Raw genomic sequence first — 20974 nt, forward strand, 5'->3', positions numbered from 1 at the left:
ATCCGAGTACGGTGGTCTCCGGTTCGGCAGCCCCCCATCGTCCACCCGGCCGATCTGACGAACCACCGCCTAATCGCCGCGAGGCGAGCCGGGGACCCAGGTACCCGGGGTGCAGCCACCCAGTGGCCGGGCGCGCTTCCCGCCCGAACCCGTCAGCTAACCCGGTCGGCGGCCGAGTGGGAAGAAAGGACAACGCACCTACGTGAAACGGATAGGCGCGCGTGGCGTGCTGCGCAGTGTGCTGTGCGCGGTCGCCGCTGCCGGGCTCGTTCTCACCGGACCTGTCGTTGCCCACGCCACACCTTCGCCGTCCAGCGTCGAGGACCAGATCGACAAGCGGTGGAACGAGCTCGAGCCCGTCATCGAGGACTACAACGACGTGCACGGGAAGCTGACCAAGCTGCAGAAGCAGCAGCGGCAGCTGAACAGGACGCTCGCCCCACTGCAGAAGCAGGTCGACGCGGCGATGTCGCAGGTGCGTGGCCTGGCGGCCGACGCCTACATGCAGGGCCCGCCGAGCGCCCTCGGCGCGATCCTGAGCGGCTCGCCGACCGGTCTGACCGAGAAGCTCTCGCTTCTCGAGCAGCTGGCCACCAACCGCCAGGAATCGATCAGCGGCGTCGTGAAACTGCGCGACAAGTACGCCGCCGACAAGCAGAAGGTGGATGCGCTGGCATCCGAGATCTCCGCCCGGGACGCCGACCTGAAGCAGAAGAAGGCGGCGATCGAGAAGGAGATCAAGTCCCTCCAGAAGTTGCGGATCAGGGCGTACGGCGCGGCGGGCGAGAGCGACGGGCCGTACCGCACGGGTCCGTGCCCGGTGGACTACACCAACGACAAGGGTGGCCGGGCCGCTCAGCGGGCGTGTGACCTGATCGGTAAGCCGTACGTCTTCGGTTCCGAGGGTCCGAACAGCTACGACTGCTCGGGGCTGACGAAGGAGGCGTGGGCGGCCGTCGGAGTGCACCTCGAGCACTACACGAAGGATCAGTGGGGTTCCACCACGCCGGTGAGCCGGAGCGAGTTGAGGCCGGGTGACCTGGTCTTCTACTACTCCGACGTGCATCATGTGGCCATCTACATCGGTGGCGGCATGGTGGTGCACGCGCCGCACACCGGCGACCACGTGCGGATGGCGACGATCGACCGCGGTCCGATCGCCGGCTACCGCCGGCCGGGCTAGACCGCCGGTCCGGATCGAGGGCCGCTTCCGGTTCGCCGGGGGCGGCCTTTCCTCCGGTACGACCCGGCAGCCCCCGTCCGCAGGCTTCGCAGCCGAGCCCCGTGCCGGTCGGCTCCTCGCGGCTCCCGCCGGCCGCCCACGCGGAGGATGCCGGTCGGGCGCCCCGCCGGCCGCCCATCGCCGTCGGTACGGCGCCGGTCGGGCGCTTGTCGAGCCTGCCGCGGCAACGCCGGGCCGGGGCGCGGGCATAATCGCGTCTCATGAGCGACGCCTTGATCGACAGCCTCACCGCGGCGGTGCGGGCCCGCCCGGACGACCTGCCGCTGCGGCTGCACCTGGCCGAGCTGCTGGTGGCCGCCGGGCGTGGCGCCGAGGCCGTCGAGCACGCCGCTCAGGTGCTCGGCCGGGAGCCGGGCAACGAGGCCGCGCGGCGTCTCATGATGTCCGCGCTGAACCCACCGGCCACCCCGGCGCGGCCGGTCCCCGGGCCCGGGCCGGCCCCGGGCGACACGCCCGGCGCCGTCGACTGGGCCGCCCTGGAGCAGCAGTTCGGCGATGTCGTCGCGCCGCGCTTCGCCCCCGCCGGCGACCGACCCGAAGCGGTCACCGGCCACGACGACCGCGCCTTCGACGTGGAGCGTTCCACGGTCACACTGGCCGATGTCGGCGGCATGGCCGAGGTCAAGAAGCGCCTGGAGGTCTCCTTCCTCGGCCCGCTGCGCAATCCCCGGCTGCGCAGCCTGTTCGGCAAGAGCCTGCGCGGCGGGCTGCTGCTCTACGGCCCGCCCGGCTGCGGCAAGACCTTCCTGGCCCGGGCGGTCGCGGGGGAGATGGGCGCCGCCTTCGTCTCGCTGTCGATCACCGACGTGCTCACCATGTGGGTGGGCAGCTCCGAGCGCAACCTGCACGATCTGTTCGAGTCGGCCCGCGCGCACGCGCCGTGCGTGCTGTTCCTCGACGAGATCGACGCGCTCGGGCACAAGCGCAGCCAGCTGCACTCGTCGGCGATGCGTACCGTGGTCAACCAGCTGCTCACCGAGCTGGACGGGGTGCAGGGCGGCAACGAGGGCGTCTTCGTGCTGGCGGCGACGAACGCCCCGTGGGACGTGGACGCCGCCCTGCGCCGGCCGGGACGGCTGGACCGGACCGTCCTGGTGCTGCCGCCGGACCGCCCGGCGCGGGCCGCGATCATCGAGTACCACCTGCGGGACCGTCCGGTCGCGGGCGTCGATCTCGCCGCCGTGGCCGCGGCGACCGACGGCTTCTCCGGCGCCGACCTGGCGCATCTGTGCGAAACCGCCGCCGAGTACGCGATGCGCGACTCCATCGCCACCGGCGAGATCCGCATGATCGCCCAGGTCGACATGCTGGCCGCGGCGCGCGAGGTCCGGCCCTCCACCGACGCGTGGTTCGCCACCGCCCGCAACGTCGCGCTGTTCGCCAACCAGAGCGGTGAGTACGACGACCTGGCCGCGTACCTGAAGAAGCGCAAGTCGCGGTGACCGCGGCGGCGCGTGCGCGACTGCTGGCCGAGCTGGGCCGCTACGACCGGGCCGAGGCCGAGGTGCGCTCCGGGCTGGCCGACCGGCTCGCAGACGCCGAGCTGCTCGCGCTGCTCGCCGCGGTGCTGCGGTTGCGTGGCCGGCCCGGCGACGCCCTCGCCGCCGCGGACGCCGCGGTCGCGGTGGTGCCCGGCGCGGCCGGGGCGCACGCGGAACGTGCGGAGAACCTGATCGCGCTCGCCCGTACCGCGGAGGCGGTCGCGGCCGCGACCGAAGCGGTCCGGCTGCGCCCCGCCGAACCCCAGGCGCACCGGGTCCTGGCCCGCGCGCACGCCGCCGGGCGGGATTTCGGCCGGGCCCGGACCGCGGCCCGGCAGGCGCTGGCCTTCGACCCCCGGTCGGTGGCCAGCCTGCTCACCCTCGCCGAGGTGGAGCGGATCTCCGGCCGCCGCCGGGCCGCGGCGCGGGCCACCCGGGCCGCGCTGGCCGAGGACCCGGAGCACCCCGGCGGACGGTGGCTGGTCGCCCTGCTCGACGCGGAGCGCCTGCATGTCGCCGGCGCCATGCGCGGACTGCGTCAGCTGGCCGCCGAGCATCCGGACCGGCTCGGCGGCCAGACGCTGGCGTGGCCGATCCTGGGCGTGCTGGCCGGGTTGCGGCGCGGGCTGGCGGTGGGCGTGCCGCTGGTGTTCGGGATGCGCCTGGCGGCCCGCTGGTGGGTGCCGGCGGAGTGTTTCGCGCGCCCGACCGCGTTGGTGGTGGCGGTCGTGATGATCACTTTCGCGGCGCGGGTGCTGCTGCCGGCGGGCCGCCTGCCGTGGCGGTGCCTGGCGTTTCTGCCGCGGCGCGCGGTGCTCGCCGGGCTGGTCGCGGCCGGCGGTTCGGTCGCGCTGCTCCTGGCGTACGCGGTGACCGGGCGGTGGCCGGTGCTGCTGCTCGCCGCGCTGTCCGGGGGCGCTCTGCTCCGGATGCGGGCTACATCACTATCGACCGGCTGAAACTTGCCCACCTGGCAAGATCTTTGGATGCTGGGCGTCATGGCGCATTCAGGCCCCGCTTGACCGGCCGACACCCGGACTTCTCCGGGCGCGCGAAGCCGCAGCTCAGCGCCGGTGTTGCAGTGGATCACTATTGTTGCGCCGGTGTCACGTCATGTCACCCTGCCCCATCGATGTGACGACTTTTCGTTTTTATCGTGCCGGTGTGCCCCACGCCGGCCGGCTCATCGAGGAGCTCTGCCGTGACCGTCGACGCCCCGCCCCGCGCCACCCGGTCCGGTTGGCTCTCCGCGCTCCGCGAGCTCGGCCTGGTCGCCGTCCTGTTCCTGGTCTACAAGGTCGGCCGGCTGGCGGCGACCGGACACGTCGCCCAGGCCTACGACAACGCCCGCACGGTGTGGGACCTGGAGCGCCGGTTACGCCTGCCGGGCGAGCTGAGCGTGCAGCACCGGCTGCTGAGCTGGCACTGGCTGGTCGAGGTGGCGAACTGCTACTACGCGTACGTGCACTTCCCGGCCACCGCCGCCTGCCTGATCTGGCTGTACCTCCGCCGTCCGGCGCACTACCGCTGGACCCGCAACGTGCTGGTCCTGCTCACCGGCGCCGCGCTGCTGGTGCACTTCGTGATGCCGCTGGCCCCGCCGCGGATGCTCACCGGCACCGGAATGCTCGACCTGGGCCGCCTGTACGGCCCGGCCGTCTACGGCGCGCCGGAGACCGACCAGCTCTCCAACCAGTACGCGGCGATGCCCTCCCTGCACGTCGGCTGGGCCGTCGTGGTGGCGATCGCGCTGATCAGCGCGACATCGATGCGGTGGCGTGCGCTGTGGCTCCTGCACCCGGTGATCACCCTGCTGGTGGTGGTGGCGACCGGCAACCACTACTGGCTGGACGCGATCGCGGCCGGTGCGCTGCTGGCCGTGGCGTACGCGGTGGTGCGTTCGCAGTTCCCCGGCGGCCCGGACGTCCCGGTCCCCGGACAGCTCCCGGGCGCCGCCACGGTCCCGGCGCCCGCCGTCGCTGCGGTACCCGGCGCCGGGCGCGGCGATTCGTCCGACCCGCTCGCCGCTTCGGCCACGGTCGCGCCGGGCGGCGCGCCGCCCCCCAGCACGCCGGGGGGCGCGCCCGCCGTCGGCCCGTCGGGGGATGTCACCGGTCCGGGGGCGGGCGCCGGCGTGTCGGTCCGGGCGTCGGTGCCACGTCCGCGTGTCCCGCTGGAGAGGTCCGCGTCGCGCCGTTGACGGCGTTGCCGTGCATCCGTGCAGTGAGCCGTTGAGCGATGCTGTGTGCAGGGGCCGCTGACCGGTGCCGCTGTGCAGGGAGCCGCTGAGCGGTGCCGCGCCGGGCGATGCTGCGCTGCGCGATGCTGCGCTGCGCTGCGCGATGCTGCGCTGCGCTGCGCTGCGCTGCGCTGCGCTGCGCTGCGCGATGCCGCGCTGCGCGATGCCGCGCTGCGCGATGCCGCGCTGCCGTGGTTCCGGTGCCGCGCTGCGCGGTGCCGCGGTTCCGGTGCTGCGCTGCCCGTGCCGCGTTGACGGGTCCGCCGCGGGTCGGGCTGCCGCTCGCGGCGCGCTCCGCGACCGCCGAGCGCTTCGCCGGCGCGTACCTTCGGGCCAGGTCCGAGTTGCGGCGGTGGCCCGTTCCGGCGCCCTTCGCTAGTCCTGCTGCTGCTCCCACCAGTTCAGTGGATTGCCCTCGGCGTCGTAGACGTTGCCGTACTCCCAGTGCGCCCCGCGCGGCCCGGTCCATCCGTCGATGGCCGCCTCCACCGCGTCGAACCCGGCGGCCGCCGGCACGGTGATCACGATGAACCGCCGGTCCGCCGGCAGCTCCACGATCCCGCCCAGCTCGTCGAAGGCGTCCCGCAACAGTCCCAGATCGTCCGCACCGGGCGGTCGTTTCGGTACCACCAGGAGGCAGATGTTGCCGCCGTGCCGCACCACCTCGAACGCGCCGCCGGCCTGCACCCGGATCCGGTCGCCGGCCGCGAGTCCCTCCACCAGCGCCGGTGTGCCGAGCACCAGGTGCACACCGGGCTCGATGGTCCGGGTCAGCACCGTCTCGTAGACAAGTCGCCCACCCGCCCCCAGTCCAGCCACCAGCCGAACGTGCGAGTGTTCCGCCAATTCCTCAACGGTCACGCCGGGCATTCTGGGGCATTCCACGCGGCCACGCCCGACCAACCCGCCGCAGTTTCGCACATCGTTGCCGACCCGCGATCTTCACCCACCCCTCCGATGCCCGGTCTCGGTTGCACGCCGCGCACCGGCGTCTTCGGTCCGCAGCCGTCGTTGGCCGGTCGTCCGGCTGGCGATCGTTTGCCCGCAGCTACGGCTGGGTGTGGTGTTGGTCCGGTCGTCGGGCCGGTGTGGGTCTGCTTTGTCGGTGGAATCGGCGGGTGTGGTGTTGGTGGGGTCGCTGGGCTGATGTGGGTTTGGTTTGTCGGTGGGGTCGGCGGGCCGGTGTGGGTTTGGGCTGTCGGTCCGGTCGGCGGGTGTGGTGCCGGTCCGCTGTTGGTCTGGATGCCGGACTGGCCGGTCGGGTCCGACGTCGCATCGTTCGTCTCGGCAGCTCGGCAGCTCGGCAGCTCGGCAGCTCGGCAGCTCGGCAGCTCGGCAGCTCGGCAGCGCTGTCCTCCCGGGTCTGCTGTCACCTCGTGACGCGCGCGGCGTCCTACGCTGGATCGGTGAACCTCGACTGGCCGGACTGCAAGAACGCTCGCGATCTCGGCGGTCTCCCCACCGCCGAAGGCGGCCGGGTCCGCCCCGGGGCGCTGATCCGGTCCGACAGCCACGGCCGCCTGACCCCGGACGCGGTCCGCGCCATCCGGGCCCTGGGCGTCGCGCGCATCCTGGACCTGCGCTCGTCTCGTGAGTGCGCCGCGGACCCGAGCCCATTCTCCGGCGACCCGTCCTACCGGCACGTGCCCCTCCTCGCCGACCCGATGGGCTACGACCCGCCGGCGGACACCTATGGCCCCATGCTGGACCACAACACCGTCCGGATCGCCCATGCCTTCCGGGAGATCGCCAGCGCTCCGCCGGGCGGCCTTCTCGTCCACTGCCGTAGCGGACGTGACCGCACCGGAGCCCTGGTCGCGCTCCTGCTCGCGGTAGCCGGTGTCGCCCCGGAGGACATCGCCAGCGACTTCGCCCAGACTCCTGGCACCTCCTCCGACGCGATGCGCAACACCCTGATGCACGCCACCACCCGCTACGGCGGGGTACCGGCCTACCTGACCTACTGCGGCGTGCCCGCCACCGACCTCACCGCGATCCGGGAACGCCTCACCGTCCGGCCGTCCTGACCGTGGTGCTCTTCCTGGCGACCCGAGCCAGGCGCCTGCCCTGAGCAGCGCACATGCCGGCCGCTTCCCCCGGCATCCCCGGCGGCGCGGCGCGCCGAACTGCTCGTAGCCGGCCAGGTGCGGGACTCGTGGCGCGGCTACCATGCACCGGCGCCGCTTCGCTCAGGGAAGGCCTGGGGAAGCCGGAGACGGGCCCAGCACCGCGCTGTGCCGGGCAGGCGATGGTTCAGGTGGCGGGGCGACTCCACTGGACGGAGAGACCGGAGGCCGCTCGCTCCGTCCGGATCTCCATGGCCGATCCGAGCATGGTGGCCCGGTCGACGACCAGCACCGTCTCGTCCAACGCGTATGTCACCCGCTCGGACACCAGCACCGGCTCACCCGGCGGCCGGCGAAGCAGCCCGGCCACCGGTTCCTCGAGCAATCCGGGCCGCACCACCTCGGAGGCTCGGTGCACCAGATGTCCCTGGTTGATCAACGCCGCGTACAGCGAGGTGTCGCTGAGGTCGACGGAGACCAGGTCGGTGCCGCGCACCCAGGACAGCTGGTGCACTGCGGGCCGCCCGGCGACCAGCCGTAGCCGTTCCAGGCGTAGCGCCGGCCCGTCGCCCAGCCGGGCGGCGGCCCAGTCCGGAGGTGTCGCCGCGGACTGGTCGAGGATCTCCGTGGTGACCGTCTGGCCCTGGGCTCGCAGATCGTCGGCGAATCCGTGCAGCGAGGTGAGCTGGTATTTCGCTCGCGGGAACACGAACGTGCCCCGCCCTGGCTCCTGCGAGAGCAGGCCCTCGTCCTCCAGCCGTTGGAGGGCCTGCCGCAGCGTCGCCAGGGTGACCCCGTACCGCGAGCTGAGCTCCTTCTGCGGAGGCAGGGCGGATCCGGGCGGCCACTCGCCGTCCTTGATCTTGCTGGTCAGATCATCGGCGATCACCTGGTACTTCGGCGTGCGCGGGGGCAGCGGGCACCTCCTGGTCGAGCTGGTCAAGGGCGGCGCGGAACGCGGCGACCTCGGCTCGCAGGTCATCGGGCGACGCACCGTCCAGAACCCTACGCATCAGGGCCGCGCCGATCACCACCCCGTCCGCGGACTGCGCGGCCGCAGCGGCCTGCGCCGGCGTGGAGATGCCGAATCCGATCAGCACCGGCAGGTCGGTGACCGCCTTGATCCGGGTGGCGAGCGGAGCGGCCGACTCGGCGAGGGTGTCGCGTTCCCCGGTGGTGTCCATGACGCTCACCGCGTACACGAAATTGCGGCTCCGGGCGCCGATCTGGGCCAACCGTTCCGGCGGCGTGACCGGCGCGGCGAGCAGGACCAGGTCGATGCCGGCGGAGGTCGCGGCCGCCTCCAGTCGATCCGCCTCGTCGACCGGCACGTCGGGAACGATCAGCCCGGAAATGCCGGCGGCGGCGAGCCGCCGGCAGAACTCCTCGGGGCCACCGGCGGAGGCGGCAGGTGCGCGGCCGGAGCCGTGCGGTGGGGCAACCGGCCCGCTGCCGGAGCCGTCCGGGACAGCGGTCGTTCGGGCGTCTGCGGTGGTGGCCGCTTCGGTGGTGAGGGTTGTGGGGCTCGGGGTGGTCGTCGGCCGGGTGCGCGGGGCGGTGGCCGCTTCGGTGGCGGGGGTTGTGGGGCTCGGGGTGGTCGTCGGCCGGGTGCGCGGGGCGGTGGCCGCTTCGGTGGCGGGGGTTGTGCGGCTCAGGGCGGTTGTCGGCCCGGCGTCCCGGGGGGTGTCTCGGGTGGTTGCCGCTCCCGTGGTGGGAAGGGAAGCGCGCAGAGGCGCCGGCGCCGCACTGACGTGACCTCTGCGGGACGTGGCGGGCTGCTCCCGGAAGACCAGGTTGGCGTAGGTCATGGCGATCAGCGGGATGCGGATACGATCCCGGGCGGCGGTCAGCTCGGTCAGGAGGGAGCCGATCGTGACGCCACGACGTAGCGCCTGGTCGGAGGCCTGCTGGATGGTGGCGCCGTCGAGCATCGGGTCGGAGAACGGGAGGCCGATCTCCACCGCGTCGGCGCCGCCCTCCTGGAAGGCCAGCAGGTAGTCGATCCAGTTCTCGGTGATGCCGGCGGTCAGGTACGGATTGAGCCGCTTCACCGGCCCTCACCCGCCAGCGTCGCCATGTCCTTGTCGCCCCGGCCGGAAAGCGTGAGCAGGACGGTGGAGCCGGTCGGCAGGTCCGGTGTGCCGGCTGCCCGCAGCACCCAGGCCACCGCGTGGGCCGACTCCAGCGCGCAGATGATGCCCTCGCTGCGGGCCAGCCGGCGCACCGCGGTGATCACCTCCTCGTCGGTGACCGTGCGGTATTCCGCTCGGCCGGAGGCGCCCAGATGGGCGTGCTCGGGACCGATGCCCGGATAGTCGAGGCCGGCGGCGATCGACTCGGCCTCCAGCACCTGCCCGTCCGGATCCTGCAGGACGAATGATCGGTAACCGTGCACCACGCCGGGCGTCCCGTCGGTCATCGCGGCGCCACCGGCGGCCTCCACCCCGACCAGCCGGGCCGGTGTGTCGACGAATCCGGCGAACGTGCCGGCCGCGTTGGAGCCGCCGCCCACGCATGCCACCACCACGTCGGGCACGCTCGGGGCCTGGGCGCGGGCCTCCTCGCCGATCACCCGCTGCAGTTCGCGGACCAGCCACGGATAGGGGTGTGGGCCGGCGACCGAGCCCAGACAGAAGTGCGCCTCGTCGACAGCGGCCACCCACGCGCGCATCGCCTCGTTGGTCGCGTCCTTCAGCGTGCGACTGCCGCTGGTCACCGGGATCACCTCGGCGCCGAGCAGCTCCATACGGAAGACGTTGAGCTGCTGCCGGGCGATGTCGCGCTCGCCCATGTAGACCGTGGCCCGCATGCCGAACAGGGCGGCCGCGGTGGCGGTGGCGACCCCGTGCTGGCCCGCGCCCGTCTCGGCGATCAGCCGGGTCTTGCCCATCCGCCGCGCGAGCAGCGCCTGGCCGAGGACATTGTTGATCTTGTGGGAGCCGGTGTGCGCCAGATCCTCGCGCTTGAGCAGCAGCGTGATGCCGAGCTGAGCGGACAGGTTCTCCGCCGGGGTGAGGGCGGTGGGGCGGCCGGCGTAGTCGGCGCGCAGGCGGGCGAGACGGTCCCGGAAGGCCGGGTCGGACCAGGCGTCACGGAACGCCACGTCCAGGGCGGCGCAGGCCGGGATCAGGGACTCGGGGACGTAGCGCCCACCGAACTGACCGAACCGGCCGGTCGCGGTGGGCGCACTCATCAAAGACATCGCCGCTCCAAAAGTTATAGAACTCTGCCGCCCCAGCATGCCATGATGGGGCGGCAAAGTTCTAGAACTATTTTCGGAACGGAGGTCAGGCGACCTTGTACAACGCCTCCGGAGTCACCAGGCCGGCGAACACCCGGCCGTCATCGGTGATGAGCACGCTGAACAGCGATCCGCTGAGCAGGCGTCCCTTGCCCCACGAGCCGCTGACCTCCGGCACCATGCTCAGCAGCGCCTTGGCCTGGTCGGCCTTCTCGCCCGAGCCCTTGCCCACGCCGGTCAGCCGGTCCAGGGCGTCGGCCGGGATCTTGCCGGAAGCGATGGCGGTCCAGCCCTTGCCGATCACCGTGGGCTCGGCGGCCTCGGCGCCGGCGGGCACCTTCGACGCGGGACGTGCCGTGCTCTTCTCCGTGGCGTCCGAGGGCTTCACGGCCTTCGACCCGACCTCGTCGATCTTCGCGCCCGGCGGCGGGTTGAAGGTGAACTGCTCGGCGTCCGGCACCTGGAAGCTGATGGTGTCGAAGGCGATCCGGACGGCCGGCTTGACCGCGTTCTTGGCGTACACCTCGACCCGCAGCGGGATGTGCTCCTCGGCGTCGATCGCCAGCCGCAGCTGGCCCACCAGCGACTCGGTGTCCTTCGGGCTGAGCACCAGTTCGTATGCGTCACGCCCGGCGACCTGCGCCGCGCCCGTGGTCTGGACCTTGGTGCTCGGGGTGATCGCGGCGAGAGCCGCGTCGGCCGCCTCCTGCGGGGTCGAGGGCACCGCGCTCGGCAGCGAGTGCGGCTTGGCAGTGGTGTCGGCCGGCAGCTTGAGGTGCATGCCGGTGTTCGCCGAGCTGCTCCACTGCCAGAGGTCCGACCCGTTACGGATCACATCGGTCTCACCCTGCGCGCTCTGCAGGGCGAGCCGCACCTTGTCCTCGCCCGCGTACCACACGCGGGCGGTGTTGCTCCCGGAGACAAGATTGGTCAGGCCGCCTCCCGCGGAGGCGCCGAGGCTGCTCGCCAGGCCCGCGACACCGGGCAGGCCGAGATCGGCGCTCTGTACCACGGTGCCGGAGAGGCCGGCGGGTTTGGCGTTCTGCAGATCCACCAGCAGCTGGGCCGCGCTGCGCTCCGGCAGCGACGGCTCAGCGCTGGCCACGATCGTGCCGGCCGCCGCGCCGCCTCCGATGACGACTATCGCCGTGGCCCCCGGCACCAGCCAGCGCAGTGCGGGCCTGGACTTCCACACGGACACGATGTCCACCTCCCGTTGGTCTGCACCCATCCTGCTTCGGCGCCGCTGTGATCAGGCTGAGAGCGACCCGTAGGGGCTCAGCGGTAAGGGTCGGCGTGCTGAGAGGTCACTGAGAGCCGGTGCCGGCCGACGACAACGACATGCGACTCTGAAAGGCGTGCGGTTGCTGGTGGTGGAGGACGAGGAACGGTTGGCGGCCGCCCTGCGCCGCGGCCTGCAGGCTGAGGGGTTCGCGGTGGACGTGGCCCATGACGGGCAGGACGGGCTGGAGATGGCCCGGCACGGCGGCTACGACGCGATGATCCTCGACGTGATGCTGCCCCGGCTGTCCGGTTACCGCGTGGTGCGGCAGTTGCGCGCCGAGCGGCACTGGCTGCCGGTGCTGATGCTGTCCGCCAAGGACGGCGAATACGACCAGGCCGACGGCCTGGACTGTGGCGCCGACGACTATCTGACCAAGCCGTTCTCGTACGTCGTCTTGCTGGCTCGTCTGCGTGCCCTGCTGCGCCGCGGCATCCAGGCCCGTCCCGTGGTCCTCGCGTGCGGCGACGTGGAGCTCGACCCGGCGGAGAAGCGCGTGCTCGTGACCGGCACCGAGGTGACCCTGACGACCCGCGAGTTCGCCCTGCTGGAGTACCTGATCCGCCGGCCCGGTGAGGTGGTCTCGAAGACCGAGCTGCTCGACCACGTGTGGGACGCGGCGCTGGACACCGCGCCGAACGCCGTCGAGGTGTATGTCGGCTACCTGCGTCGCAAGATCGGGCGGGAGCGGCTGGAGACAGTGCGCGGGGCCGGGTACCGGCTGGTGCCCCTGTCCGGGATGCCGGAGAAGCCGGGCGCACCGGCGGAGAGCCGCCCGTGACCCGGGAAGCGGCCGTCACGGTGTGCGCCTCGGCAATGTGCTGCCGCACGGCCGGACCCGCGGTGTGCGGTCGGTGCGGGGCACGGCGGGCCGTGTGGCCAGCGTGGGGCAGGGCAGGGCCCTGTGGCCAGCGTGGGGCACGGCGCGACGGTGCGGTCAGCGTGGGGCACGGCGCGACGCTGCGGCCAGCGCGTGGCACGGCGGGGCGGTGTGGCCAGCGCGGGGGAGGGCGCGACGCTGTGGCCAGCGTGGGGCACGGCGCGACGCTGCGGCATTTCAGACGGGTGGATAGATGCGACGCCGCCTGCGTGAGCTGAGCCTGCGGGCCCGCCTGCTGCTGATCTCCGCCGCCGCGCTGTCGTTCGGGCTGGCCGCGGGTGGGGTACTGCTGGTCGCGGTGCTGACCTTCGCGCAGGGGCGGGCCGTGCACGCGGAGGCGCTGGAGACCGCTGAGGGGGTGGCGCGGCTGGTCGACCAGGGGCAGCTCACCGACCCGATCCAGGTCACGCCGGGCGTTCAGGTCCAGGTCATCGACGAGCAGAACCGGGTGCGGGCGGTCTCGGCCACCGCGGACCGGCTGGTGCCGATCCTGTACGTGAAGGAGCTGCGCGTCCTGCGCGACGGCGAGGGCGTGGAGATCCCGGGGGAGCGGATCGGCTTCGACGGCGCCGCGCGGGTCGTCAAGGTCACCGCCGGGCCGGCCACCCATCCGCTGCGGATCCTGGTGGCGCGCTCCACCAGCCAGCTCACTCAGAGCGTGCACCTGCTCCGGGTCACCCTGCTGGTCGCGTTCCCGCTGTTGGTCGCGCTCCTGGCGGCGGGTCTGTGGCGGGCGTTGGGGGCGGCGTTGCGTCCGGTCGACGCGCTGCGGGCCGGCGCCGAGGAGATCACCGGGGGCACCCGGGCCGGCCGGTTGCCGGTGCCCGGCTCGCACGACGAGATCAGGCGTCTCGCGCTGACCCTCAACGACATGCTGCACCGGCTGGACACCGCGCGGGCCCGGCAGCGCGCCTTCGTGGCGGACGCCGCGCACGAGTTGCGCAGCCCGCTCACCAACATGCGGACCGAGCTGGAGGTGGCGCAGCGGCTGCCGGACGACACCGACTGGCCGGCGCTCGCCGACGACCTGCTCACCGACGTGCAGCGGCTCTCCCGGCTGGTGGACGACCTGCTGTTGCTGGCCCGGTCGGACGACGGGGCGGCGCGGGCCGTCTCCGGCAGGCTGGAACAGGTCGATCTCGGTCAACTGGTCGGGGAGGTGGCGGCACGCTATCCGGGGGTCCGGCACGACGAGTCCGCCGAGCCGCTGCCGCTGGTCGCCGAGCCGGACGCGCTGGCCCGGGTGGTGGCGAACCTGCTCGACAACGCCTGCCGGCACCGACGCTCACGGGTGACGGTCCGCACCGCCGCGTCCGGCGCCGAGCTGTTGGTGGTGGTCACCGACGACGGACCGGGCATTCCGGCGGCCGACCGGGAGCGGGTCTTCGACCGGTTCACCCGGCTCGACGACGCTCGCGCGCGGGACGCCGGTGGCTCCGGGCTCGGCCTGGCCATCGTCCGGGAACTGGTGCGCAGGCATGGCGGTTCGGTCACGCTGGGCGATGCGGAGCCGGGATTGCGGGTCGAGGTACGCCTGCCGCGCGCCCGGGAGGTGATCACGAGCGGGTGAGCGCCCGCGGAATCCCGGAAATTCGCGGGAACTCATCGGACCGTCGCGCCGACCAAGGAACGTGCCCGGCAGCGGGCGACGATACGACGGAAGGGTTCCCCCACCATGTCGCTGTTCAAGCGTTCCGCAGTGGTGGCCGCCGCGGCCGGAGTCCTGACCCTGGCGCTCGCCGGGCCGGCCGCCGCCCACGTGACGGTCAACCCGAACTCGGCCACCGCCGGCGGCTACGCGAAGGTGTCGTTCCGGGTGCCGAACGAGTCGGACAGCGCCTCCACCACCAAGCTCGAGGTGAACCTCCCCGCCGACCAGCCGATCGCGTCGGTCTCGGTCAAGCCGGTCCCCGGCTGGACCGCGGTGGCCCAGAAGACCAAGCTGGCCACCCCGATCAAGGCGCACGACACGGAGATCACCGAGGCGGTCTCGAAGATCACCTGGACCGCCGCGAAGGGCTCGGAGATCAAGCCGGGTGAGTTCCAGGAGTTCGACGTGTCGATGGGGGCGCTGCCGGAGTCGGGGCAACTGGTCTTCAAAGCACTGCAGACGTACTCCAACGGCGACGTGGTGCGCTGGATCGACGAGCCCACCACGGACGGATCCGAGCCGGAGAGCCCGGCGCCCGTTCTGAAGATCGTTCCGGCCGCGAACGGCAGCGCTGCCCCGTCGGCGGCCGCCGCGGCCCCGGCCGCCGAGGCGGATGACTCGGACGACTCGGATGACTCGGACGGCTCGGGCAGCGGCCTGGGGCTCGCCGGTCTGATCGCGGGACTCGTCGCCCTGCTGCTGGCCGGTCTGGCGTACCTGAAAGCGAGCCGCAAGCCGGAGTCCGCCGCGCCGGGTACGCCTGCCGCGAGCTGAAAAAGGAACCCCGGCCGAGATGTCGGGGGCGAGACGGCAGGGTGTCGCGGCCGGGAAGATCGGTCGTCTGAGGGAGCCCGTGGCAGCGTCTCGGCCGGGGAGGTCCATCGCGCCCGGTGCGCCGCTGTGCGCTGAGACCCGGATCGCGCCACGGTGACCCGCACTCCGCTGTCGCGGAAGACCGACGACGGTTGGCTGCAGAGATCAGCAAGTCCCGCGTCCGCACCGCAGGATCGCGCTGATCGTCGTCGCGCGCGGGGCGTATCAGTCGCGTTGGCGAGGTGGGCCACCGTGGTGACGATCTGATCTCGCCGGAGATGCGGCGTCACCGGGCCGATCCGTCGGCGGAGCGGGGCATCCGCGATCCTCGCGGAGATCCAGGACAGCGGCGAGCCGGGCCGGTACCTCGCGAAGCGCCGCGTCGTCCCCGGCCCTTCGGGCCCGGAGAAGGTGGAGCCGGTTCCATCTGACCGGCAGACGGGCGGCGTGGGGTGCTGGCCGATGCGGTCGTGTCGCGGTCCTGGGTGGTGAACTGCGGTGACGGCGGATATAGCATTGGCTGCAAGATCCAGCTTTACTACCGGGGTGAACGGATCTCGTGTCTACGCCCGGCTCTGGCATGGGCTTCTCGCCGCCGTCGTGGTGTGCTCGCTGGTGACCCAGATCGTGCTGACGGCGCAGGGTTCGCCCGATTCGGATGGTGTGGTGGAACCGGTGGTGACCCGGTTCGTTCGCATGCTCAGTTACTTCACGATCCAGAGCAACATCCTGCTTCTGATCGTGGCGGTCACGCTGGCGGTGAATCCGGAGCGGGACGGCCCACTGTGGCGGGTGATCCGTCTGGACGCGGTGCTGGGCATCATCATCACCGGCTTGGTGTATGCGACGGTGCTGGCGGGCCAGGCGAACCCGACGGGTGCGGGCTGGTGGTCGAATCTGGGGTTCCACTACGTGGCGCCGTGGTGGGCGCTGTCGGGCTGGTTGCTGTTCGGGCCGCGGTCGCGGATGGACAGGCGGACGCTGGGATGGGCGGTGGTCTGGCCGGTGCTGTGGATCGGCTACACGTTCGCCCATGGTGCGGTCACTGACTGGTATCCGTATCCCTTTGCCAGCGTGACGGACATCGGTTATGGCGCCGCGGTCCGCAATATGGCTTTCGTGGTGGTGATCGCGATCCTGTTCGGGGCGATCCTGTGGGGTTTGGACCGCCGTTTGCCGGGTGGGCGCCCGGTCGCCTCGACCCCGGTTCGAAACTCGCAGCGTGCTGAGTCCGTCGTGAGCGCTGATCCGGGTCCTGCCGACGGCACAGGGGTCGGCAGGTCGGGCGTCGAGCGCCAGCGCCAGGCCTGTTGATCCGGCCGCTGCTTCGGATCCCGGGCCCGGAGGGACATGGAGTCGTCGGCCAGGCGCGAGAACCGTTCGAGCCCCGTGCCCGGGCTGCGCCGGCGTAGCGGAGCGGCATTCCCCCGCGTGGGCAACACCTCGGCGTCGACGTTTCGTCGCGGCGACGGGTTGTGGTCCGGCCGGGCGCGTTTGCGGTGCGGTGCCCGCCGCTCATCCGGGGAGCTGACACCGCCGCCGGGCGGCGGGCAGGCACCACCGCCCGGCGGCACTTCGGCCGCATCACGCCGCGATGTCACCGCGTCCGGGGTGACCGACTCCGACGCTCACGCGGCCGGCGTCACGCCGCCCGGTGCGCGGGTCCGGTCACCGGCTCCAGCACCTCTCGCCCGCCGAGGTACGGCCGCAGGGCCGCGGGCACCCGCACCGAGCCGTCCGGCTGCTGGTGGTTCTCCAGGATCGGGATCAGCCAGCGGGTCGTCGCCAGCGTGCCGTTGAGCGTGGCCGGGGTGCGCAGCGTGCCGTCCCGGCCGCGGTGGCGGATGTCCAGCCGCCGTGCCTGGAACGTCGTGCAGTTCGACGTCGAGGTCACCTCGCGGTAGCGGCCCTGCGACGGCACCCACGCCTCGCAGTCGTACTTGCGCGCCGCGGAGGACCCCAGGTCGCCGGCGGCCACGTCGATCACCCGGTACGGCACCTCGACCTTGGCCAGCATCTCCTCCTGCATGGCGAGCAGCGCCAGGTGCTCGCCGGCCGCGTCGTCGGGGTCGCAGAAGGAGAACATCTCCACCTTGTCGAACTGGTGCACGCGCAGGATGCCGCGTACGTCACGCCCGTGCGAGCCGGCCTCCCGCCGGAAGCACGACGACCACCCGGCGTAGCGCAGCGGGCCGCCGCGCAGGTCGAGGACCTCGTCGCGGTGGTACGCGGCCAGGGCGACCTCGGAGGTGCCCACCAGGTAGAGGTCGTCGGCCTCCAACCGGTACACCTCGCCGGCGTGCGCGCCGAGAAAGCCGGTGCCCTGCATCGCCTCCGGTTTGACCAGCGCCGGAGTGATCGACGGCGTGAAGCCGTGCTCGACCGCCTGGGCGACGGCCAGTTGCAGCAGGCCCAGTTGCAGCAGCGCGCCGACGCCGGTCAGGAAGTAGAACCGCGACCCGGACACCTTGGCGCCCCGCTCGGTGTCGATCGCCCCGAGCGCCTCGCCGATCTCCAGGTGGTCCCTGGGCGCGGTCAGTCCGGGCGGATCGCCGACCGTGCGCAGCACCACGAAGTCGTCCTCGCCGCCCGGCGGGACGCCGTCCACCACCAGGTTGGGCAGGGCGAGGTGGGCCTGCCGGAGGACCTCGCCGGCCTTGTCCGCCGCGGCCTGGGCCGCCTTGACCTCGGCGGCCAGCTGCCGGGTCCGCGCCAGCAGTTCGGCACGCTCGTCGCCGGACGCCGCGGCGACCCGTTTGCCGAGCAGCTTCTGCTCGGTCCGGAGCGCCTCGAAACGCTGGACGGCGACCCGGCGCTCCTCGTCGGCGCGCAGCAGATCGTCCACCTTCGACACCGACTCACCGCGCAGCCGCTGGCCGGCACGGAACAGGTCGGGCTGTTCACGCAGCAGCCGCAGGTCAATCATGGGCACGTGCCAGCAGCTCGTCGACCTTCGCCAGCGTGTCGTCGGCCTGCGCGCACACGGCCGCGTCGTCGGGCGCCCCGCAGACCATCACGAACGACTGCAGCACGGCCTGCAGACCCGCCTGCACCTCATCCTGCGTGGTGTCGCTCATCGTCCGTCTCCTCAGACCTCGAGCGCGTTGGACGCGCGGAAGATGTGGGCCAGCCCCGCGATGCTCGCCCGGCCCTGGAACGCCACGTACTCGGGGATGCACACGTGCGGGTCCCACTTCTGCTTGTAGGCCAGCTGGGTCTGCGCGGGGTACACCGCCTCGCCGTGCAGCCACAGCAGCTGCATCAGCAGGTGGAAACCGGGACTGTGCCCGGCCGGCAGATTCTCCTCCGCCAGGCCGGTGAACGGGGTGAAACCGAAGTGCAGCCACGGGACGTTCTCGGACTGGAAGCGCTCGATCGCGGTGCGGTTGATCGCCTCCATGATCCCGGGCACCCGGTCGGGGATGCGCCGGCTCAGGTCGTGCATCCAGCCCGGCCGGTCGCCGTACACCGGGCTGTAGGAGATGTACCCGACCAGCCGGTCCTCGATCGTGCCGACGAACAGGCGGCGGTGCTGCTGCGCCTCGCCGCCGTACTGGCCGACGAGGAACTCCAGCTCGCGGCTGTGCTCGCCCTTCGAGGTCAGCCACACCGCGTCCAGCTCGCGCATCTGGTCGTACCAGTCGTCCAGCTTGGCCTCGATGACCTGCAGGCCGGCCCGGAACGACCGGGAGATCTTGTTGCGCAGCTGCATGAACTTGGTGCCGGCCAGGGTGAACCGGGCCAGGTCGACGGCCCAGGAGGCGCCGATCTGGTTGACCGTGAAGCCGCTGCGGGCGTAGGCGTCGACGTCGTCACGCTGCAGCTGTACGGCCACCACCGTGCGCTGCTGCGCACGCGCGAAGTCGAGGAAGCCGTGGAGCAGGTCGGCGTACGACTCCGCGGGGGCGAACGGGCCGCCGAACTGCACCAGGTAGCGGCCCGCGGTCCGATACGCGACGACGCCGGGGCGCCCGGGCAGCGTGAAATACTCGTTGCCCTCGTTGACTGCCAGGAAAGACGACGGGTTGTTCGCCCCGGGATAGTCGCGGATGCAATTCAGTGCGACTTCTGCGGGGGACGGTGAATCGGTCATGGGAAGTGTCCAATCGCGCCTGTGAGCGGACGGGATAGCCATCGCCAGTAGACCATGTGGGGATAGTGCCAACAAGGGCCGCTGTCGGTGTCAGAAGGTGGTCAGCGGGTTGTCAGCACGGGCCTGCAGAATCGTTGGTGTCAGCGAGGAGAGATACCCGAAGTGGTCTAACGGGGATCGGATCTCCAGGTTCGATCGGGTGTATGCCCGCGTAGGTTCGAATCCTGCTCTCTCCGCGGTGGTGAAAAGGGGTCCCGTGATGGGGCCCCTTTTTCATTTCCGGGCATTGTCAGGATAGCGTCAGCCACGCGTCAGAGCGGTCACCCACCATGGGTCGCGGCGAGTCAACTGCGACCGAGGAGAAATTGTGGTCCGAACTGCCGGCCGGCCGGAGCCATTGCGCAGCTACGGCTCATACATCGCAGACCGGGACGTCGACGGCGCCGGCTGGGTCTACACGGTGAGCGCCCGGTCCCTGCTGGAGGACGTCTTCACCAGTGTCAGCCTCAAGCGCGCGCTGGAGAACGATCCCGACGGCGAGGCCCTGCAGCATCCGTACGTGGTCGGCCGTTGCGCGGTCGCCGGGCCCGCGGACCTGGACGCGTCCCTCGACGCGGCCGCCGAGGCGGCCCCGCGCTGGGCCGCGATGCCGCTGGAGACCCGGATGAGCCTGGGGGAGCGGTTCCGCGCCGCGCTGCACGAGAACCGCGAGACGTTCCTGGAGCTGCTGATCGCCGAGGCGCACCCGCGCAAGCTCGCCGAGTGGGAGCTCGCCGGTCTGCTGCAGATCTACAGCCCGGAAAGCCTGTCGTTCGCCGCCAGCCAGATGCACACCGAGTTCCGCCACGGCGACCGGCGCCTCATCGTGCGCCGCCAGGCGGACGGCGTGGTCTGCGTCAACCCGCCGCAGAACGCGCCGGCCTCCAGCGCGGCGCTGGCCGTGCTGGCCCTGATGGCCGGCAACGCGGTGGTGGTGCGGGCCCCGCGCAGCATCCCGCTGAGCACCATGTGGCTGATGCGGGACCTGGTCGCGCCGCTGCTGCGCGAGCTCGGCGCCCCGCCCGGGACGCTCAACGTCGTCTGCAGCAAGCCCCGCGAGACGCTCGACCGCTGGCTGCGGCATCCCGGCGTCGACGACATCTTCTACTTCGGCGGCAGCGCGGAGGGGCTGCGCTTCCAGGCCGAGTGCGTCGAGCACGGCAAGAAGCCGATCCTCGAACTGGCCGGCAACGACGGTGTGGTCGTGTGGCACGACGCCGACCTGCAACTGGCCGCCGAGGCGATCACCGAGTGCTTCTTCGGCTCCGGCCAGATCTGCATGGTGCCCAACTACGTCATCGCCCACCCGTTGATCGCCGACGAGCTGCTGGAGCGGGTGGCCAAGGCGGCCGCCGAGATCCGGCCCGGCCTGCCCGGCGAACCGGACTCCCTGCTGTCCCCGGTGCGCCGCAGCGAGAAGTTCTTCGCCCTGCTCGAACAGGCGAGGTCGCGGGGCGCGCAGCTGGTCTGCGGCGGCGAGCGCATCGAGCTGGACGGCACGGTCTCGGACACCGGCGTGTTCCTGCAGCCGACCGTCCTGCGGGTCGACGGTCTCGCCGGGGCCCGCGACGTGGATGCGGTGCGGCACGAGACGTTCTTCCCGCTGCTGCCGGTCGTGGTGCCGGAACCGGCCGCGGACGCCGAGCTGCTGGACCGGGTGATCCAGTACGTCAACAGCAACGAGTACGGCCTGCGCAACTCGCTGTGGGCCGGCTCGGACGAGGTGGTCGGCCGGTTCGTCGCCGAGATCCGCAACGGCGGCCTGCTGAAGATCAACGACTCGCACATCGGCTTCCTGCCGTACCTGCCCACGCACGGCGGCACCGGCCTGACCAGCGGGGTCTACGGCGAGGCGAACTACCCGATCGTCAAGACCTCGCACCAGCAGGGGGTCAGCATCTCGACCGGCAGCAACCCCCGGCAAGCCGTCTTCGGCCTCGGCTGAT

Annotated in this window: 18 protein-coding genes, 1 tRNA gene and 1 riboswitch; of the genes, 11 read left to right on the plus strand and 8 right to left on the minus strand. The window is 72.1% G+C overall.

The genetic code is table 11. From position 1 onward, the window contains the following. Positions 1-56: 56 nt before the first annotated feature. Positions 57-186: riboswitch (cyclic di-AMP (ydaO/yuaA leader) on the plus strand. 16 nt (positions 187-202) lie between these two features. The 4 genes from ACTEI_RS12590 to ACTEI_RS12605 all read left to right on the plus strand — a co-directional run bounded on the left by ACTEI_RS12590 (position 203) and on the right by ACTEI_RS12605 (position 4924). After that, positions 203-1183, plus strand: coding sequence for a C40 family peptidase (locus ACTEI_RS12590; protein ID WP_239082489.1), 981 nt, complete (start codon positions 203-205; stop codon positions 1181-1183). Between the two features lie 260 nt (positions 1184-1443). Beyond that, positions 1444-2685 (plus strand): tetratricopeptide repeat protein, encoded by a 1242-nt coding sequence (locus ACTEI_RS12595; protein WP_122977828.1) that lies wholly within the window; start codon positions 1444-1446, stop codon positions 2683-2685. Next, positions 2682-3683 carry a tetratricopeptide repeat protein gene (locus ACTEI_RS12600; RefSeq protein ID WP_122977829.1) on the plus strand — a complete coding sequence of 334 codons (1002 nt, stop codon included), beginning with the start codon at positions 2682-2684 and terminating at the stop codon, positions 3681-3683. The genes ACTEI_RS12595 and ACTEI_RS12600 overlap by 4 nt, the downstream gene beginning before the upstream one ends. Before the next feature lie 242 nt (positions 3684-3925). Next, positions 3926-4924 (plus strand): phosphatase PAP2 family protein, encoded by a 999-nt coding sequence (locus tag ACTEI_RS12605; protein ID WP_122977830.1) that lies wholly within the window; start codon positions 3926-3928, stop codon positions 4922-4924. 414 nt (positions 4925-5338) lie between these two features. Here the strand turns inward: ACTEI_RS12605 and ACTEI_RS12610 are convergent, their stop codons facing one another. Beyond that, entirely contained in the window at positions 5339-5782 is a 444-nt protein-coding gene (locus ACTEI_RS12610) for a DUF4265 domain-containing protein (protein ID WP_164465928.1), read from the minus strand. 587 nt (positions 5783-6369) lie between these two features. On the opposite strand from ACTEI_RS12610, the gene ACTEI_RS12615 reads away from it, so the two are divergent. Further along, the gene (locus ACTEI_RS12615; protein WP_122982103.1) at positions 6370-6990 is read left to right on the plus strand and encodes a tyrosine-protein phosphatase; all 621 of its coding nucleotides are present in this window, start codon (positions 6370-6372) and stop codon (positions 6988-6990) included. A 226-nt stretch (positions 6991-7216) separates the two neighbouring features. Here the strand turns inward: ACTEI_RS12615 and ACTEI_RS12620 are convergent, their stop codons facing one another. The 4 genes from ACTEI_RS12620 to ACTEI_RS12640 form a co-directional block, all read right to left on the minus strand. Further along, a complete protein-coding gene (locus ACTEI_RS12620) occupies positions 7217-7918 on the minus strand; it encodes a GntR family transcriptional regulator (RefSeq protein WP_239082488.1) in 702 nt (233 codons plus the stop codon). After that, positions 7905-9080, minus strand: coding sequence for a tryptophan synthase subunit alpha (gene trpA / locus ACTEI_RS38250; RefSeq protein ID WP_244940679.1), 1176 nt, complete (start codon positions 9078-9080; stop codon positions 7905-7907). The genes ACTEI_RS12620 and trpA overlap by 14 nt, the downstream gene beginning before the upstream one ends. After that, positions 9077-10231 (minus strand): tryptophan synthase subunit beta, encoded by a 1155-nt coding sequence (gene trpB, locus ACTEI_RS12635; RefSeq protein ID WP_122977833.1) that lies wholly within the window; start codon positions 10229-10231, stop codon positions 9077-9079. Before trpB ends, trpA begins: the two co-directional genes overlap by 4 nt. Before the next feature lie 85 nt (positions 10232-10316). Beyond that, positions 10317-11471 carry a LolA family protein gene (locus ACTEI_RS12640; protein WP_122982104.1) on the minus strand — a complete coding sequence of 385 codons (1155 nt, stop codon included), beginning with the start codon at positions 11469-11471 and terminating at the stop codon, positions 10317-10319. A gap of 157 nt (positions 11472-11628) precedes the next feature. On the opposite strand from ACTEI_RS12640, the gene ACTEI_RS12645 reads away from it, so the two are divergent. The 4 genes from ACTEI_RS12645 (at position 11629) to ACTEI_RS12660 (ending at position 16210) form a co-directional block, all read left to right on the plus strand. Beyond that, positions 11629-12333: a response regulator transcription factor gene (locus ACTEI_RS12645; RefSeq protein ID WP_122977834.1), complete on the plus strand. Its 705-nt coding sequence runs from the start codon at positions 11629-11631 to the stop codon at positions 12331-12333. 334 nt (positions 12334-12667) lie between these two features. After that, the gene (locus ACTEI_RS12650; protein ID WP_372443272.1) at positions 12668-14002 is read left to right on the plus strand and encodes a sensor histidine kinase; all 1335 of its coding nucleotides are present in this window, start codon (positions 12668-12670) and stop codon (positions 14000-14002) included. Between the two features lie 105 nt (positions 14003-14107). Then, positions 14108-14857, plus strand: a complete 750-nt coding sequence (locus tag ACTEI_RS12655; protein ID WP_122977836.1) for a YcnI family copper-binding membrane protein — start codon at positions 14108-14110, stop codon at positions 14855-14857. A gap of 585 nt (positions 14858-15442) precedes the next feature. After that, positions 15443-16210, plus strand: a complete 768-nt coding sequence (locus tag ACTEI_RS12660) for a Pr6Pr family membrane protein (RefSeq protein WP_170206133.1) — start codon at positions 15443-15445, stop codon at positions 16208-16210. A 328-nt stretch (positions 16211-16538) separates the two neighbouring features. Here the strand turns inward: ACTEI_RS12660 and serS are convergent, their stop codons facing one another. From serS to ACTEI_RS12670, 3 genes are read right to left on the minus strand one after another with little or no spacing between them, the layout of a single operon-like run. Beyond that, complete coding sequence (gene serS / locus ACTEI_RS12665; protein WP_122977837.1) at positions 16539-17822, minus strand: serine--tRNA ligase; 1284 nt, start codon at positions 17820-17822, stop codon at positions 16539-16541. Continuing rightward, a complete protein-coding gene (locus ACTEI_RS36925; protein WP_164465929.1) occupies positions 17815-17973 on the minus strand; it encodes a hypothetical protein in 159 nt (52 codons plus the stop codon). The genes serS and ACTEI_RS36925 overlap by 8 nt, the downstream gene beginning before the upstream one ends. 11 nt (positions 17974-17984) lie before the next feature. Beyond that, a complete protein-coding gene (locus ACTEI_RS12670; RefSeq protein ID WP_122977838.1) occupies positions 17985-18989 on the minus strand; it encodes a bifunctional lysylphosphatidylglycerol flippase/synthetase MprF in 1005 nt (334 codons plus the stop codon). 147 nt (positions 18990-19136) lie between these two features. Here ACTEI_RS12670 and ACTEI_RS36930 point away from each other — a divergent pair. Together ACTEI_RS36930 and ACTEI_RS12675 are read left to right on the plus strand one after the other, a co-directional pair. Next, positions 19137-19225: transfer RNA gene (locus tag ACTEI_RS36930), tRNA-Gly, on the plus strand. Between the two features lie 131 nt (positions 19226-19356). Then, positions 19357-20973 carry an aldehyde dehydrogenase family protein gene (locus tag ACTEI_RS12675; RefSeq protein WP_203723710.1) on the plus strand — a complete coding sequence of 539 codons (1617 nt, stop codon included), beginning with the start codon at positions 19357-19359 and terminating at the stop codon, positions 20971-20973. The last annotated feature ends 1 nt before the right edge of the window (position 20974 follow it).

It is taken from the genome of Actinoplanes teichomyceticus ATCC 31121 (genome assembly GCF_003711105.1).
In the GTDB taxonomy this organism is placed as follows: Bacteria; Actinomycetota; Actinomycetes; order Mycobacteriales; family Micromonosporaceae; genus Actinoplanes; species Actinoplanes teichomyceticus.